The sequence below is a fragment of the Pseudobacillus sp. 179-B 2D1 NHS genome, from assembly GCF_045370945.1.
Lineage (GTDB): Bacteria > Bacillota > Bacilli > Bacillales > Domibacillaceae > Pseudobacillus.
The window spans coordinates 1-16111 of the sequence record NZ_JBIQDP010000008.1 but is presented as its reverse complement, the minus strand read 5'-3'; the positions used below and the strand labels follow the sequence as shown (position 1 = coordinate 16111).

Here is a 16111-nt window from a genome sequence, read left to right as displayed (position 1 = left end):
GAGAATGAGCATGACAAAGGAGGAAGTAAATGACTGATAACAACCAATTAGCCAAAACAATGTTTGAAAAAGTCTCTACTGTTGTTTCGCTGCTATTTATCCTTGCTAATGTCATCTATTTGTTTACACAATGGAGCCAATTGCCTGAACAAGTACCCATTCATTTTAATGCCAAAGGAGAAGCGGACGGCTGGGGAAGCAAAGGGATGATCTGGTTTCTTCCCTTCATCACTTTTATTCTTTGGGCAGGTATGACAGTTTTGGAACGAAAGCCGAGTCTTTATAACATTCCTCATCTAACAGAGGAAAATAAGGACCAAATGTTTGCTAATACTAGACTTATGCTAAATACCATTAAAACGGAGATTATTCTTTTTCTTATCTATACTAGTTGGCAAAGTGTTCAATGGTCATATGGAAAGGAAGTAGGATTAGGCTATTTTGAACTGCCTGTCTTTCTAGTTGTTCTATTTGGCACGCTTGGTGTATTTCTTTATCGAAACCGTAAAATAAGAAAATGGGGCAATGAACTGTAAGAAAGATAGGCGCCATTTTCACTTGTTTTTCATTAAAAGGGATTAGCATAAAAAGAGAAGAGAAAGGAGGAGACAACATGAATATCCTCTTAGCTGAAGATGATGAGCAGCTTGGCGAATTAGTTGCTTTTATGCTAAAGAAAAAAGGAGGCTACCGGGTAGAGTGGGTAAAGGAGGGGGAGGACGCTTATGACTATGCAGCTGCTTCCCATTATGATGTATTAATACTCGATTGGATGATGCCAAATGGAAGCGGAATAGACGTATGCCGCCGTTTACGAAAAGAGGGTTATTCGGGAGCGATACTCATGTTGACAGCGAAGGATACAGTGGAAGATCGGGTGGAAGGGCTTGATTCGGGTGCAGATGATTATCTCATCAAGCCGTTTGAAATAGATGAATTACTTGCACGGCTGCGAGCGCTATCCCGAAGAAATTATGCGCCAATCTTGGAAGAAACATTAGCGATTCAGGACCTTCTTCTTAACAGAACGAGCCAAATGATTCACTATGGTGATGAAAGTATTCAGTTAAGCCCGCGTGAATTTCAATTGTTAGACTTGCTTGTTCAAAACAAAGGGCAGGTGTTGCCGCGTGAAGTGATTTTAGACCGGATCTGGGGATACGATGCGGACGTATCTACAAAAACGATAGATGCAACCGTGAAGCTGCTGCGGAAAAAGCTAGACATCGTAGGAAAACAGCACCTCCTTCATAGCATTAGAGGGGTTGGTTACAAAGTTGAAAAATAAGAGTTTTTTGCGGCGGAAACATCAACAAGCTGATATCTTTAAGAATACACAATCTCGGCTTACTTTTTTCTATAGCGGTTTAATGGTATTGTTTCTCTCGTTATTCGTTATTATTGTTTATTTTCTAGTATATATAATTGTTTTAGAGGACCAAAAAAAAGAGCTTGGAGAGCTAACTCACCACGAATCGAGAATTATTTTAGATTATTTGGCAGACAATGCGATAAAAGAATTGCAAGGCCTTGAAAGTCAACAAATTGTTTTAGCTGGAGTCGATCAGTTTTTTTATTATGTAGTGGATACAGATGGAGACCTTATTATGGGACAGGAAACCATTCCTCAGATTCGCCCGGATTTATTGCAGCTTTTACAAGGTTGGATTCCGAGAAAAAATGACGTCCGTGAAGAAACACTACAGATCACTTTTCCGAAAAGAGAAGAAATAGGAAAAGGCCCGCATCGCATAGGAGATTCGCAAACAGTCAAGTTGATGATTGATGGACGGCCGCTTTTTTATAACGGACAGTTTATTGGGATGCTGTATATCGGAAAAGATATTTCATTTGCTTATCATTTATTTAAATGGCTCCTTGTTATTCTTACTTTGTTAGCTGTTTTGTTTTTTGGCATTGCTTTGTTTATTAGTCGGTATATGTCAAAGAAGGCGATGATTCCAATCTCTAAGGCATTTGCCCGTCAACAGGAATTTGTCGGTGATGCTTCACATGAATTGCGCACACCATTGAGCATTATGCTGTCATCAATTAATGCTATGGAAATGACGGATTCAATGAACGAAGATCCATTTGCTCGTAAGTTGCTCGTCAATATGAAGACTGAAGTGAAACGAATGACGAAGCTAGTGAGTGATTTATTGACACTTGCCCGCACAGATTCGGGAATGATGGAAAGACAGCAAGAGACGTTCGATTTTTTCAAGACTGCTGAAAAAGTGGTTGGATCTGTTCAGTCACTCGCCCAGGCAAAGCAAATCAGGCTGCATTTTGAGGCGTCTCCATCCATCCAGGTGAACGGTGATAGCGAAAGGCTTACTCAGCTTCTCTACATTTTGCTTGATAACGCAATTAAATATACGCCAGACGGAGGTGAAATTTCTCTTCTCTTAAAGGGGCAGAAAAAGGAGCTGACTATAATTGTAGAAGACACAGGTATCGGTATTCCTTCTGATGATTATGATCGTATCTTTGATCGCTTTTACCGTTCTGACAAATCAAGATCAAGATCGATGGGAGGCTATGGGCTAGGGCTCGCCATTGCTAAGTGGATTGTCTCTACTCATGGAGGCTCTATTGAGGTGGATAGCAAGCCTGAGCAAGGGAGTGTATTCACCGTGCGCCTGCCAATACGTGCCGAGGAGGAGAACGAGAAGCATTTTTCATCATAGAATTAATTTAAACGGAGGTTCTACAAGAATCTCCCTGTTTTATGTGTTTCTCTACTACTCTAGCATTTAGAGCAATGAGCTCTCCTTTGGTTTAGACCATTCTCCTTCAAGTGAGCGCTCTTTATTCAGTATTTAATAGGTAATTTTTTAGCTTTTAGAAAATAAAATTGATAAAATTGGAATTGGCATATTAAATAAGGATGATTCATCCAATTACTGGAGGTATTTGATGTTCAATAATGCATTGTTTGCGTCGGAAGGGATGATTGTTTTTCTTACTCTTCTACCTATAGTTATTAATATAATCCTTGTTGGATTCGGCATTTATTTCGCTATACAAGTGATTAAGTTTATGAATGCAAAGCTAAAGCTTGATCGGGAAAGGAATGAAAGGCTTAGCGAACTGCTTAAAGATGCCGGCCAATCTAAAGAAATAGAGTAGATTTTTTTCCTTTATGAAAGCCGTATAGTGATTCATCCTATACGGCTTTTAAAGATGCATACACCCCTAATTTTCCCCCCGTTGACCTTCCCAACCATCCTTCCTATGTAATTTATTTATTTTTATCTTTTCACCGTCTTTTCACCATTGTTTTTTAACATCAGTAATAGGTAAAAAAAGAGGACAGTGAAAAGGAGAGAGTAGATATGTATGATGAGACAAATGAAAAAAACAAGAGAAAAGGGATACTTCAGCCGCTGATGACTTCGTTTACCGGTGCCATTGCCGGTGGGGTTGCAGTCTTATATTTATCGCCAATTCTTGGAGTAAATGGAGAGGTGCCGGCTGTGGATAAAGAGAAGGCCGCTGTTGTGGAGAATGATCAAGCTGCTGGTTCTGACCTAAATATACAGCCAACAGCGGCTTCCTCTACCAGCTTGGTCAGTGCGATTGATACAATCAATGAAGCCGTCGTGGGCGTAGTGAATCTTCAACAACAGTCAGCAAGCTTTTTTCAGGAAAATGGAAATATCGGAGAAAATGAGCAAGAGGCTGGTACTGGTTCTGGAGTTGTCTTTAAAAAGTCTGGTGCTAATGCCTTTATCGTGACAAACAACCATGTCGTTGAAGGAGCAGATAAGGTAGAAATAGTGCTTAATAATGGAAAGAAAGCGACAGCGGAAATTGTCGGAACCGATCCATTGACAGACTTAGCCGTTCTTAAAACAGACAGCAGCATTATCACCAAAGTAGCCAGCTTTGGTGAATCATCGAAGCTTAAGCTCGGTGAACAAGTAGCCGCAATCGGCAATCCGCTTGGCCTCGACTTGGCAAGTTCAGTAACACAGGGGATTGTGAGCGGGAAGGATAGAACTATACCTGTCTCTACATCAGAGGGACAGTGGGATTTAAATGTTATTCAAACAGATGCCGCTATTAATCCTGGCAACAGTGGTGGCGCCTTAATTAATAGTTCTGGACAAGTTGTCGGTATTAATAGCATGAAAATTGCAGAAAGCGGCGTGGAAGGATTAGGGTTTGCTATTCCAAGTGAAGATGTGGTTCCAATTATTGATCATCTACTGAAAGATGGAAAAGTGAAAAGACCGTATCTCGGGGTTAGCCTGCAGGATGTCGGTGATCTTCCTGCTACTGTACTGCAAAGCCAGCTTGATCTACCTGCAGATGTAAAGGAAGGAATAGTAATTGCCGTGATAGAGACCTCTTCACCCGCAGCAGCAGCTGGCCTTCAGGCTAAAGATGTGATCCAGTCAGTCAATGGGACGAAGGTTAGCGATACAAGCGACTTTCGAAAATATCTCTATTCCAAAGCGGAAGTAGGAGAAAAGATTAAAGTAGGATTGTATCGGAATGGCCAGCAAATGAGCATAACCTTAAAGCTTAATGAAAAATAAAGTAGCGAAAAAGTAGTCGTCCCATTGAATTTTCACCATCTTTTCACTATTGACGGATAAAGTAAATGTTGTGTCAGCCCCATTCATAAAGGAGGAATTTATAATGAAGAAAAACAAAGTATTCAGTTACGTAATGACAGGAGCTTTATCTTTAAGCATCTTAGGAGGAGCAGGAGCATCAGTATTGGCTGCTACCAATTCATCCTCATCGGTGTCTACGGTTCAGCAGGGAACAAATGCAAAAGCTTCGGAAGATCACACAACGGAGAAAAAAGTAAAAATGATCATGGATCAACTTAAATCTGATTTAGTTGAGCTAGGCGTGAAGATACCGGAAAGAGGAGACAAGGGAGACCTGTTTGCCAACCTGGATCAAGCAACGAAGAAAAAAACCGAAGCCATTATGGAAAAGGAACGAGCGGGAACGATTACTCGTGAAGAGGCCCATGTGCAGCTTGAAAAACTAGGGGTGAAGATGCCGGAAAGAGGAGACAAGGGAGACCTGTTTGCCAATTTGGATGAAGCAACGAAGAAAAAAGCGGAAGCCCTTATTGCCAAAGCAAAGGAGCAGTTAGCGGAATTAGGAGTCGATCATCTTCCCTTTGAGAAACACAAACTGAACTGATAAGTAAATACTATGTGAAGAACCGCCTGGAGATTCTCCAGACGGTTCTTTTTTAGCTTATTTAACTTGTGGATCTTCATCCATAGTAATTTCGCATTCTGTTAAAGGAACGACTTTTGTTTTTTTGATGAATTTATAGCTAAACCAGACGATTAGGAATAACGGAATACCGAGATAGGAAGAAACTACATTCGTCCAGTCGATATGATCACCAAGAAAGGCTTGATAGTTCTGTGCCAATAATACGACAAGACAGATGCTGAATGCGAGAATTGGCCCCAATGGATACCACTTTGCCCGATAAGGAAGCTGATCAAGTGAATACCCTTGAGCTAAAAATGCTTTTCTAAAACGATAATGGCTTGCTGCAATCCCTAACCAGAAAATAAAACCGGTGACGCCAGCAGAATTTAGAAGCCAAATATAAATGACACCGTCTCCAAAGATGGAAGCAAGAAAAGCTAGTAAACCTACTAATGCAGTTGCTACAAGGGCCGCAACTGGAATGCCTCTTTTATTTAACACTCCAAAAAGCCGAGGGGCTTGTCCTTCTTTTGCCATAGCGTATAAAATCCGAGTTGAGGCGTATAAGCTTGAGTTCCCTGCAGACAATACAGCTGTCAAAATGACCGCGTTCATTAGGGAAGCTGCAAAAGCAAGACCAGCCTTTTCAAATACTAACGTAAATGGGCTTACCATAATGTCATCACTTTTAAGATTTTCATTTGTATAAGGAATGATTAACCCGATGACTAAAATGGCAAGCACGTAAAATAATAAAATTCTCCAAAAAATAGTTCGTGTCGCTTTGGGCACATTTTCGCGCGGGTTTTCACTTTCCCCTGCTGCGACACCGACGATTTCAGTTCCTTGGAAAGAAAAACCTGCTGCTAGAAACACACCAAACATGGCTAGAAATCCTCCGTGAAAAGGAGCATCACCAATAGTAAAGTTTTTGAATCCAACGGAATCGCCGCCATTCATAATACCAAAGATCATAAGGAAGCCAACAATAATAAAGATAATGATTGTAGTAACCTTAATAAAAGAAAACCAATATTCCCCTTCCCCATAACCTTTAACGGACAATATATTTAAGCCAAATATTAATAATAGAAATAAACCACTCCACAACCAGGATGGACTATTTGGAAACCAAAATTTCATAACGAGGGTGGAGGCAGATAACTCAGCGGCAAGCGTAATCGCCCAGCTGTACCAGTAATTCCAACCTAGTGCAAAGCCAAGAGAGGGATCGATAAATTTAGTGGCGTATGTGCTGAATGCACCACTTGTTGGCATAAGAGCTGCTAGCTCTGCCAGACTGGTCATAATAAAATAGACCATCACGCCAATAATAAGATAGGCAAGCAAGGCGCCACCAGGGCCTGCTGAATAAATAGAAAAACCGCTGCCCAAAAAAAGACCGGTACCAATTGAGCCGCCCAGCGAGATCATCGTTAAATGTCTTGCTTTTAATCCTTTCTTTAATTCGCCGTTTTGGCCAATGCTACCATTTTGTAATGATTGATTGCTCATAGTTCTACCTCCAAGATGATTAAATACAAATGTTGCATGGTAACTATGCTTTATCTTAAATACCACCGCTAAGAGAAGTAGTAAACATCAAAATGTTGAAAGCGTATACATATCATAAATCGAAAAGAGTAAAAAAGAAAGAGGTTTTTTGTATTTTTTTGTCGGAAAATGTTGTATTTTTACTATGTGAAAAATGAATTGATAGATAACTTTATGAAAAATCCCCTCTCATTTGGTGAGAGGGGAGAATAAAAAGCTGTTAAACATATTATGACAAACGGGTGGCTTCTTTATTTGTCACTTCCAAAACATCAAGCAAGAAAACAAAGACCGGAATCCCGATAATTAACCCCCATACACCGAAGAAATGCTCCGAGAAAAGGAGGACAACGAACGTGTAGAAAACGGGCAGATCGGTTTTTGAGGACATCAGCTTTGGATTTAAAATATAAGCCTCGATTGCATGAATAATAGCGATGGCTATTATTACGTAGACGACTTTAATAAAACCGCCAATCGTATAGGCAATTAAACAGAGAGGGACGAGTGAAATAATGACACCGGCAACGGGGATAAGTCCCAGAAAGAAAATCATTATCGCCAATCCGAAGATTTGCTGAAATCCCATAATCGACAGTGCGATCACGGATAATAAGCAATTAATAAAGGCAATAATAAATTGTGCCTCAATCACTTTTCCAAAGGTACGTGTGAACTTTTTTCCGAAAAATTCAATTTCATAATAAAAAGGAGCAATTTTACTGTCTTTAAATTTTTTGGTGAACTCTTGTAAGCGCGGTTTTTCTAAAAGGAAAAACAAGCTTAAGATTAAGGAAATGAATACATCAATGCTCGTCTTGCTAATATCGCTGAATGATTTGAGCAAGAAAGATACGCCATTCTCTAAGTAAGCATTAATTTGATCACTAGAGATGACTTTTTCAATGTAATTCATAAAAACATTATCGTGAGGCTGGGCATAAAAAGCGGTGATGCGCTTAATTAACTGGCCGATCTCTATCGTAATAATCGGCAGGTATTTCACGAGTCCAAATGTTAATAGACCCACGATGAGGGAATACATCAATAAAACGAGAAGCCTGCGGTTTAATGGGATGCGCCTAGCTGCAAATTCTACGAGACGGTCCATTAAGAAGGCAAAAATAAATGTAAGAAGGAGTAAATTAATCATGCTTCTCATTGCAAATAAAATCAAAATAATCAAACCGGCAATAATAATACGTTTAACGCTTTTTTTTTGGAAAAACCCTTTTATCTCATCCATCTCTACTATGACTCCTTAGCAAGTTTCTCACCTTTCAATACAGCCAATTACATTCTGTTCTTTCTATTTCATTATCAACTCGCGGGGGGAAGTTTACAAGTATTTAAAGAGGTTTTTTTCATATAGGAATAATTAACAAGGCTGCCGTATCAGATATATGTATCAATAGTGTATGTTAACAGGAGTTGTCTCGTTTTTTCTTTTAGAGACCATAGCTTAAAACAGTAGAAAAGAAAATGATCTATTGTATGTTTATTGAGTAAGGGGGGGCCAGAGTTCCTTCTTAAAGCAACCAGAAAATGACGTTTTTTAGTCATATTCTGCATGTGACTATTTTTCAATTACCGGGACGATTATAATAGATAAAATAGAAGGACGGGCAGAAAGTGACTTTTTAGTCAATTGTTCACTTGTCAGCTTGCAAAAACTTTATACTAAACTTTTTTTCTCTAAAATCAAATGTAATGAGAAGTGGGTCTTTTATGTTAGAATATTGTTATGAGTGAAAATAACATCGGTTTTTGAGAATATTTAGCGTAGGACCGCGAAAATAGTGGGAGGCAGCAACAGATGAGCGAAATGAATCATTTACAAAGAGATGCAATCAATGTGCTAAAGGAGACGAGCAGGACATTCTTTATTCCGATCAGTCAGCTTGCACCAGGGGTGCAGGAAGCCGTGGCTTCAGCTTATTTATGCATGAGAGCAATCGATGAGATTGAAGACCATCCGGAACTTGAGCCAGCATCGAAAAACAGCCTGCTAAACTCTATCAGCCAGATTTTGAAAGGATCGTTTAATACTGAAAAGTTCGAGTCTATTGTCGAGCCATATAAAGCCTTGCTGCCAGAGGTTACTTTACGGCTTGGTGATTGGATCAAGTACTGTCCGGCAACAGTTGTAGACACTGTTCTAAGTGCTACTTCGATCATGGCCAAGGGCATGGCAGATTGGGCAATGAAGGGATGGAAAGTAAAGGACGAGAAAGATTTGGACGACTATACTTTTTATGTGGCCGGCCTTGTTGGAGTCATGCTCTCCGATATATGGAAATGGCACGATGGCACAGAAACCGACAAACAATTAGCGATTGCTTACGGACGCGGATTACAGTCTGTTAATATTCTTCGCAACCATACGGAAGATCGAGAACGGGGAGTAAGCTTCTTCCCTGAGGGTTGGGAATTGGAAGATATGTTCAATTATGCTAAGCGCAATTTGGCTTTAGCTGATGTTTATATAGAAGGGATTAAATCCGGCTCTATTCTTAATTTTTGCAAAATCCCCCTCGCTCTTGCTCATGGGACGCTCCATGCTTTAGAAAAAGGAAAAGAAAAAATGAGCAGAGCAGAGGTAACAGAAATGGTGAGTCAAGTCATAGAGAAATAGGATCAAGGCAAAAAGCTGTTTCCACAGCTTTTTGCCTTTTTTTGATGAGAGGCAGTTATTCCCCTTTTGTTTGGATAACTTGGGCATGTTTTCCTGATGTGTCCTGCATTTTCTTTCCTTTGTTGCCCTCAAAGGAAGTTGGAGGTGAACCGGTCTCATTGGAAGCAAAGTGATTTCTGCTTGTTTTAGGCTTACTCATAATATCCCTCCTTTCGATAGATAGGTTTGCCAAAGTAAAGAGAAATAATTTATTTTTCTCCTATTTTCCTCCCTTCGAAATATTTTGTTTCAAAAACATTACAAAGATGTTTTTGTTGTTACAAAGATACAATAAAGCTACATAATTAGCCCTTTATTACCGAAAAGTACAATAAGAGTCGAAAATTGTATGTTTAGAAGTATATTTGTATGCTAGAATAAAATGGTAAAATTTGTGAAGGGAGACAAACTTGTGAAGAAGAGTTCTATTTTTATGGCGTTTGCCTTTTTCTTAATTATTCCTCTTTTTGGATTTCATACGACAGCCCAGGCGAGCGGCTTTACCGATGTACCTAATCGGGCGTTAAAAGAAGTCAATTACTTGGCTGAGGGAGGAATTGCAAATGGTTCATCAGCAACTATATTTGCTGCCGAGAAAGTGGTGACCCGCCAAGAAGCAGCTACTTTTATCGCACGTGCCTTGCAATTAGATGGAGCAAAACGTGAAACCGTCTTTAAAGATGTATCAGCAAGCAATTTTTCTTCAGGGTATATTCAATCAGCGGTAGATAAAGGCATTCTATCAGGCTATGACGGTGGAAGGTTTCTCCCACAGAAAGAGGTAACACGTGGCGAAATGGCCGTTATGCTCTCAAAAGCATTTGGTTATGAGTTTGGCGGAAGCCTTTCGGGTGCAGCGAACGCTTTAATGTCCCGTGGAATTGCAAGCGGTATGGAAGATGGTACATTTGGAGCGAATGAGCAAATTATCCGTGCAGACTTCTCTGTTTTTCTTGCACGTGCCATTAATCCTGAATTCCGTATAAAAAACACGGCCACCTTTACAAAAACATTTTGGGTAAACACCAATAATTTAAATGTACGTACAGGCCCATCTACAAGCTATCAAAAGAGCGGCTCATTACAGAAGGGTGTCAAAGTACTCGGCAGCCATGAAATCGGGAGCTGGATGTATATCAAATCAGAAAATATAATCGGATTTGTTCATAAAAGCTATCTGAGCAATACAGAGAAACCAGGCAACACAACGGATCAGCCAGCAACACCGGATAAAGACAATAACCAGGATAATGATGAGAAACCTGGGGTAATCGACAACGTAGATCCGCGTTTAGCTAATCAAATTATCGTTCTTGATCCTGGCCACGGCGGCAGTGATCCTGGAGCTTCTGGATTCGGCCTCAAGGAAAAAGATGTGGTCTTAGATACGGGACTGAAAACAAATGAACTATTGAAAAAAACACCGTTTAAAGTGTATATGACTCGCACAGGTAACACGTTCCCATCACTACCAGACCGCACGGCGTTTGCTAAAAGTAAAAAGGGCAATGTATTTGTCAGCATCCATGCGAATGCCAGCAACGGAGCGGGCAACGGTACGGAAACGTATTACTATTCAGCAGCAGCAACTAATCCTTACGTATCTGACAGTAAGCTGCTGGCGACTAAAATTCAGAAGCGCATGGTAGATGCTTTACAGTTGAAGAACCGTGGAGTAAAAACAGCTAATTATTATGTGATTAAGTATAATAGCATGCCAGCCGCTCTAGCTGAACTTGGTTTCATTGATAACGCAAAAGATAATGAAAAGCTAAAATCAGACTATTGGCGTACAGCTGCGTCTAAAGCTATCTATCTTGGCATTCTAGATTACTATAAAGAAAAAGGTTATCAAGTCGATTCTCTTTATAACGTAGCAAAATAATATTGAAAAGACGCTCTCTGAAAGCTCACAAATCTTGCTTTTAGAGGGCGTCTTTTTTGTGAGGATTTTCATAGCCAGACTCATCCGTTTTTGCCCGTTATGTCCTAATTAAGTTTCTAAAGGGGCATTTTAAATGGGTTACTAAAAAGTCATCCATCTATATTAAGCAAATGATTCCATTTTTTACACTGATAGAAAAATAATGCCAATGATTATGATAAGATAAATATAGATATTTTTTCAGGAGACGTTATTTATGAAGAAAAAAGCAATGGCTTCTTTTTTAATTGGATATACGCTTCTTTTTACAGGATCTGTTTATTGGCACGGGCAACAATTCTCACAGCCAATTGCAAGTGATGCTGGTCAATTGTTGCCAACGGCAGTGAAAAGCATCGAGCAGGCAGAAGGGGAGAAGCAACTCCAAGAGATGGTTCGACGGGCAAATCGAACAGGTGATAAACTCTCTATTGCTGGCATGCAGCATAGCCAGGGAGGTCATACCTATTATCCTGGTGGAACGATCATTGATATGAAAAAGTACAATAAAATTCTTCAGTTTGATCCGAAAAGGCAAACGATTACTGTTCAAGCTGGAGCTACATGGGATGATATTCAACGACGAATTAATCCATACGGGCTCTCTGTCAAAGTCATGCAGTCGCAAAATATTTTTACAATTGGCGGGTCGTTGAGTGTCAATGTCCACGGCCGAGATATCCATTATGGTTCATTAATTGATACAGTGGAATCGTTTCGGCTGCTAACTGCTGCAGGTGAGATTATCAACGTGAGCAGAGAAGAAAATAAGGAGCTGTTTCCACTTGTTATCGGAGGCTATGGTCTATTTGGGATCATTCTCGATGTTACGTTTTCATTAGCAAAGGATGAGCTGTATGAAACACATACAAGAGTGATAGATTACAGCCAATATTCTTCCTATTTTCAAAACGCTGTAAATAGCTCGCAAGTTAAAATGCATCTTGCCCGCATTTCGGTTGCACCTGACACCTTTTTACGAGAAATGTATGTAACAGACTGGACAAATGCTAAAGATGAACATAAATTGACTGCTTATAATCAGTTAAAAGAGGATCGGATCATTGCAGCACCAAAATTACTTCTTGGCTTATCCCGATACAGTGACTGGGGGAAAGATAAATTTTGGGAACTGCAGCGAACGTATATGAAAAAGGGAAATGGGAAGCTGGAAACGAGAAATAATGTGATGAGATCAGAAACAGCTTTTATGGAGTATGAAAGCAGCAGTCGGACAGAGGTGCTTCAGGAATATTTTGTTCCTGTCAGTGAATTTGCAGACTATATTGATGATTTGCGGAATGTTCTTGAAAATGAAAAGGATTTTAATTTGCTCAATATTACCGTCCGCTATGTAGGAAAAGATGAACAAGCTGTCTTGTCTTATGCGAAAGCAGATATGTTTGCCCTTGTTCTGCTCATTAATCAGGGGAGGTCTTCAAAGGATATGAAGCAAACGGAAGAAGTTATCCGTAAGATGATCGATATTACCCTTCAGCATAACGGCAGTTATTACTTGCCTTATTATTCCTACCCAACGAAGGACCAGTTTGATACTGCTTATCCGCATAGCAAAGAGTTTTTTCGCATGAAAAGAAAATATGATCCGGATGAGCGCTTCATGAACTTTTTTTACAGGGAGTATGGCCAATGAATTTTCAACGGTTTATATTGTCACAAAGCTTAATGATAATGGCTGGCAGCATGATTTTTCCTTTTTATGTTCTGCTATTGAGAAATGTGGGCGACAGCTATGCTCAATTTGGCTGGGCCTATGGCTTATTTGCCTTAACTTCTGCTCTAGCTTATCCGATGATTGGAAAAATGGCTGATCAGCTAGGCGATAAAGTGCTGCTTGTTACGTATACATGGGGGACGGCTGTTACTCTATTGTTTTTTCCGCTTGTTACCGAAGCATGGCAAGTATATATTCTGCAAATTGTCATGGGTCTGCTCGGTGCTTTGCAGAAAAATACGGAAAAAACAGCACTTGCCCGTCACGTTATGAAGGAGACAGCAGGAAAGCAAATTGGCAGTTATCATACATGGACGTCGATTGGGGCAGCTGTGGCGGTCATTTTAACGGGATATATCGTTGACTTCCTCACGATCGGAACGATCTTTTACTTGGCATCCCTTGTCTATGTGATCAGCGGGATGATTTTGTTAAAAAAAGACATGAGCTAAGTGATTAAGGCATTCTGCTGTTTGGCTGTATGAAAACAATGGTGTAATGGCTATTGTTCTTACCGCTGGAAGAAGAAGTCACACTGTTATGGACGAGGCAGAAGCGGTGGGTGAGTATGTGCTGGGGCATAATGGGCACCCTGCAGCTATCTTAATTGATGAACAATCAAGAAGTGCTGAAGAAGATCTTAAGCAGTGCAAAGAGCCTGCGAAGGAGACAAGGGATGCCCAGCTTTGCCATTGTCAGTCATCCTCTCCACATGATGCGGGCAATCATATTGGCAAGGAATACAGGAATCAGCGTTTATTCTTCACCAACTCCTCGTTCTGCTTATAAAAGTGCAGAGGCAGAATGGCTCTGTCTCTCTAGTGAATTAGTCGTGTGTTCATCAAACTATTTAAATAGTTTGAAACGAATAGCAGTGAGCCTGATTATCCATGGTGAGTACAGACTTATTGTCTGCCTTTCTTCTATATTATAACCAAATATACCACTATATTCCTATAGTATATTCTTCCCTTCACTGTTATTCTAAGATGATGATAAATAAAGGAGTTACGACAATCTAATGAATCAAGATGTACCACTTAAAAGCCTCATCCACAAAAATGAGCAAAAATATTTTTGGTTTGTTCTTCTTATAAGCCTTATTGCGTATGTCAGTTTAATCATTTCTATTGTGGGTATTGTAATTATTTTAGTCTTGATGGCCATTTCGCTATTTTTGCACGCCCTATCGATTGGGTATATACGGACGAATGCTGTCAAGTTGACAGAGAAACAATTTCCGCAAGTATATGAGCAAGTAAAAGAACTATGCCGAAAAATGGAGATTTCACATGTGCCTGACGTATATGTCCTAGAGTCTCAGGGCGTATTGAATGCATTTGCCACCCGTTTTTTTGGACGGAGCATGGTTGTATTATACTCTGAGATTTTTGAACTGTCAGAGAAACAAAATAGTGATGAATTAACGTTTGTTATCGCGCATGAATTGGCTCACATTAAGCGAAATCACCTGTCAAAAACAATGTTTATTCTGCCTGCTATGTGGATTCCGGGCATCGCTGAATTATACTTACGGGCTTGTGAATACACATGTGACCGGTACGCTGCATATTATATAGATAATAGGGAGGCGGCTAAAAAGAGTTTAACTATCCTTGCGGTCGGTAAGACGCTTTACGAACAGGTGAATAGAGATGAATATTTAGATCAAATCAATCATGAAGCGGGTTTTTTCGTCTGGCTGAGTGAGATTCTTTCTACTCATCCGCCTTTGCCGAAACGAATAAATGAGATTGCTTTGTTCTTTAATGAGCCTGAGGGAACAGTTATTGTAAGAAAAGCATCGAAGGTCGTTTGGCTCTGGATACCAGTGATTGCCCTGATTTTCGGTTTATTTGTGGCTGGTATGATATATGCTTTCGAGAAATTTGATGAATTTATCGCTTCCGATGACTATGAAAATTATGAAGAAGAGGAAGCTCATGCAGAGCCTATTCCGCCAATTATTGAAGCAACGGTAAAGGGAGATACAGCTGCAGTTGCTGCTTTTATTACAAAAGGTGAAGATGTTCACACGATGGATAATCAAGGATATACGCCGCTTCATTGGGCTGTGCTTGATAATAATAAAGAAATGGTCGATGAGTTGCTAAAAGCTGGAGCAGACCCTAACCAGGAAGACTATTATGGCATGACTCCTTTTACAAAGGCGGCCGAGCAAGGGAATGCAGAGATGGTGCAACGTCTGGCAAAAGCAGGAGGAGATCCGAATTATCAAAGTGAGGGAGAAGATGAGACGACTCCTTTAGTGCACGCTGTTTTTAGCGAAGATGAATCTACAGTGGCGGCTCTATTAAAACTAGGAGCTGATCCAACGTATAGAGACAGCGGCAACATGACGGCATTAATGTATGCAATTGAGACAGGCAATCGTAATATAATTGAATTATTAAAGAGAGAAAGTTAATCACAAAAAAGGAGAGAGCATTCAATGATTAGACAACCAGCAGGGTTTTGGAGAAGATTAGCTGCCAATTTGTTAGATGCACTTATTATTGGGGTTCCTTTATCCATTATTAGTTATTTTATTACAGGAGATTGGGATGGCGATACGTTTACGAATATATTGAATCTCGTATACGCTTTAATTATCCCTGTTGTCTGGTCCGGCTATACGGTGGGGAAAAAAATTATGGGCGTCCGTATCGCCAAAGTAAATGGGGGAAAACTAGGAATCGGTGCTATGTTGCTGAGAACAATTGTCGCCGGCCTTGTTTACGTATTAACTTTAGGTATTGGCCTTATTATCAGCGCCTTCATGGTCGGCTTGCGGGATGACAAGCGCGCCATCCATGATTTTATTGCCGGCACGTATGTAACCACTGAAGACATTCAAATAGAAGAAAACATCTCGCTCTAAGAGCTGGGTTCAGGAGCAAACGTCCGCTTTAAAAGTATATAAAAAGCTATCTCTTTTCAGAGATAGCTCAGACTGTAGACAAACTCAATGAAATTCTAGAGTTTGTCTACAGTCCTTTTTATTTTGCTTGTGAATGGGGGCTGT

At 40.1% G+C, this 16111-nt stretch carries 16 protein-coding genes; 13 read left to right on the top strand and 3 right to left on the bottom strand.

What is annotated here, in order from left to right; translation table 11 throughout:
• Positions 1-29 precede the first annotated feature (29 nt).
• The 6 genes from ACH0BF_RS09875 to ACH0BF_RS09850 all read left to right on the top strand — a co-directional run bounded on the left by ACH0BF_RS09875 (position 30) and on the right by ACH0BF_RS09850 (position 5175).
• Entirely contained in the window at positions 30-536 is a 507-nt protein-coding gene (locus tag ACH0BF_RS09875; RefSeq protein ID WP_340852966.1) for a DUF1648 domain-containing protein, read from the top strand.
• 77 nt (positions 537-613) lie between these two features.
• Positions 614-1288, top strand: coding sequence for a response regulator transcription factor (locus tag ACH0BF_RS09870; RefSeq protein ID WP_340852969.1), 675 nt, complete (start codon positions 614-616; stop codon positions 1286-1288).
• Entirely contained in the window at positions 1278-2693 is a 1416-nt protein-coding gene (locus ACH0BF_RS09865) for a sensor histidine kinase (RefSeq protein WP_340852970.1), read from the top strand. The genes ACH0BF_RS09870 and ACH0BF_RS09865 overlap by 11 nt, the downstream gene beginning before the upstream one ends.
• A 229-nt stretch (positions 2694-2922) precedes the next feature.
• Positions 2923-3135 carry a hypothetical protein gene (locus ACH0BF_RS09860; RefSeq protein ID WP_120033671.1) on the top strand — a complete coding sequence of 71 codons (213 nt, stop codon included), beginning with the start codon at positions 2923-2925 and terminating at the stop codon, positions 3133-3135.
• Positions 3136-3341: 206 nt separating this feature from the next.
• A complete protein-coding gene (locus ACH0BF_RS09855) occupies positions 3342-4550 on the top strand; it encodes a S1C family serine protease (protein WP_406909332.1) in 1209 nt (402 codons plus the stop codon).
• A gap of 103 nt (positions 4551-4653) precedes the next feature.
• Positions 4654-5175 (top strand): hypothetical protein, encoded by a 522-nt coding sequence (locus ACH0BF_RS09850; protein ID WP_406909331.1) that lies wholly within the window; start codon positions 4654-4656, stop codon positions 5173-5175.
• A 57-nt stretch (positions 5176-5232) separates the two neighbouring features.
• Here ACH0BF_RS09850 and ACH0BF_RS09845 read toward each other — a convergent pair whose 3' ends face one another.
• Both ACH0BF_RS09845 and ACH0BF_RS09840 read right to left on the bottom strand, forming a co-directional pair.
• The gene (locus tag ACH0BF_RS09845; RefSeq protein ID WP_120033664.1) at positions 5233-6714 is read right to left on the bottom strand and encodes an amino acid permease; all 1482 of its coding nucleotides are present in this window, start codon (positions 6712-6714) and stop codon (positions 5233-5235) included.
• Between the two features lie 268 nt (positions 6715-6982).
• On the bottom strand, positions 6983-7999 hold the full coding sequence (locus tag ACH0BF_RS09840; RefSeq protein ID WP_120033661.1) for an AI-2E family transporter: 1017 nt from the start codon (positions 7997-7999) through the stop codon (positions 6983-6985).
• 570 nt (positions 8000-8569) lie between these two features.
• Here ACH0BF_RS09840 and ACH0BF_RS09835 point away from each other — a divergent pair.
• Complete coding sequence (locus ACH0BF_RS09835; RefSeq protein WP_120033659.1) at positions 8570-9388, top strand: squalene/phytoene synthase family protein; 819 nt, start codon at positions 8570-8572, stop codon at positions 9386-9388.
• A 55-nt stretch (positions 9389-9443) separates the two neighbouring features.
• Here ACH0BF_RS09835 and ACH0BF_RS09830 read toward each other — a convergent pair whose 3' ends face one another.
• Complete coding sequence (locus tag ACH0BF_RS09830; RefSeq protein ID WP_120033657.1) at positions 9444-9587, bottom strand: acid-soluble spore protein N; 144 nt, start codon at positions 9585-9587, stop codon at positions 9444-9446.
• 252 nt (positions 9588-9839) lie between these two features.
• Here ACH0BF_RS09830 and ACH0BF_RS09825 point away from each other — a divergent pair, with 252 nt between their 5' ends.
• From ACH0BF_RS09825 to ACH0BF_RS09800, 6 genes are all read left to right on the top strand, one after another.
• The gene (locus tag ACH0BF_RS09825) at positions 9840-11312 is read left to right on the top strand and encodes an N-acetylmuramoyl-L-alanine amidase (protein ID WP_259455587.1); all 1473 of its coding nucleotides are present in this window, start codon (positions 9840-9842) and stop codon (positions 11310-11312) included.
• 256 nt (positions 11313-11568) lie between these two features.
• Positions 11569-13005, top strand: coding sequence for an FAD-binding oxidoreductase (locus ACH0BF_RS09820; RefSeq protein WP_340852980.1), 1437 nt, complete (start codon positions 11569-11571; stop codon positions 13003-13005).
• Positions 13002-13538, top strand: a complete 537-nt coding sequence (locus ACH0BF_RS09815) for an MFS transporter (protein WP_120033651.1) — start codon at positions 13002-13004, stop codon at positions 13536-13538. Before ACH0BF_RS09820 ends, ACH0BF_RS09815 begins: the two co-directional genes overlap by 4 nt.
• 88 nt (positions 13539-13626) lie before the next feature.
• A complete protein-coding gene (locus tag ACH0BF_RS09810; RefSeq protein WP_120033649.1) occupies positions 13627-13875 on the top strand; it encodes a hypothetical protein in 249 nt (82 codons plus the stop codon).
• Between the two features lie 232 nt (positions 13876-14107).
• A complete protein-coding gene (locus ACH0BF_RS09805; RefSeq protein ID WP_120033647.1) occupies positions 14108-15514 on the top strand; it encodes a M48 family metallopeptidase in 1407 nt (468 codons plus the stop codon).
• A 24-nt stretch (positions 15515-15538) separates the two neighbouring features.
• Positions 15539-15967: an RDD family protein gene (locus ACH0BF_RS09800; protein ID WP_120033645.1), complete on the top strand. Its 429-nt coding sequence runs from the start codon at positions 15539-15541 to the stop codon at positions 15965-15967.
• Positions 15968-16111: the final 144 nt, after the last annotated feature.

What these genes read in the sequence shown, in the direction of transcription:
- ACH0BF_RS09875 (WP_340852966.1), top strand. Translation starts at nt 30, where the DNA reads ATGACTGATAACAACCAATTAGCCAAAACAATGTTTGAAAAAGTCTCT.
- ACH0BF_RS09870 (WP_340852969.1), top strand. Translation starts at nt 614, where the DNA reads ATGAATATCCTCTTAGCTGAAGATGATGAGCAGCTTGGCGAATTAGTT.
- ACH0BF_RS09860 (WP_120033671.1), top strand. Translation starts at nt 2,923, where the DNA reads ATGTTCAATAATGCATTGTTTGCGTCGGAAGGGATGATTGTTTTTCTT.
- ACH0BF_RS09855 (WP_406909332.1), top strand. Translation starts at nt 3,342, where the DNA reads ATGTATGATGAGACAAATGAAAAAAACAAGAGAAAAGGGATACTTCAG.
- ACH0BF_RS09850 (WP_406909331.1), top strand. Translation starts at nt 4,654, where the DNA reads ATGAAGAAAAACAAAGTATTCAGTTACGTAATGACAGGAGCTTTATCT.
- ACH0BF_RS09845 (WP_120033664.1), bottom strand. Translation starts at nt 6,714, where the DNA reads ATGAGCAATCAATCATTACAAAATGGTAGCATTGGCCAAAACGGCGAA.
- ACH0BF_RS09840 (WP_120033661.1), bottom strand. Translation starts at nt 7,999, where the DNA reads ATGGATGAGATAAAAGGGTTTTTCCAAAAAAAAAGCGTTAAACGTATT.
- ACH0BF_RS09835 (WP_120033659.1), top strand. Translation starts at nt 8,570, where the DNA reads ATGAGCGAAATGAATCATTTACAAAGAGATGCAATCAATGTGCTAAAG.
- ACH0BF_RS09830 (WP_120033657.1), bottom strand. Translation starts at nt 9,587, where the DNA reads ATGAGTAAGCCTAAAACAAGCAGAAATCACTTTGCTTCCAATGAGACC.
- ACH0BF_RS09820 (WP_340852980.1), top strand. Translation starts at nt 11,569, where the DNA reads ATGAAGAAAAAAGCAATGGCTTCTTTTTTAATTGGATATACGCTTCTT.
- ACH0BF_RS09815 (WP_120033651.1), top strand. Translation starts at nt 13,002, where the DNA reads ATGAATTTTCAACGGTTTATATTGTCACAAAGCTTAATGATAATGGCT.
- ACH0BF_RS09810 (WP_120033649.1), top strand. Translation starts at nt 13,627, where the DNA reads ATGGACGAGGCAGAAGCGGTGGGTGAGTATGTGCTGGGGCATAATGGG.
- ACH0BF_RS09805 (WP_120033647.1), top strand. Translation starts at nt 14,108, where the DNA reads ATGAATCAAGATGTACCACTTAAAAGCCTCATCCACAAAAATGAGCAA.
- ACH0BF_RS09800 (WP_120033645.1), top strand. Translation starts at nt 15,539, where the DNA reads ATGATTAGACAACCAGCAGGGTTTTGGAGAAGATTAGCTGCCAATTTG.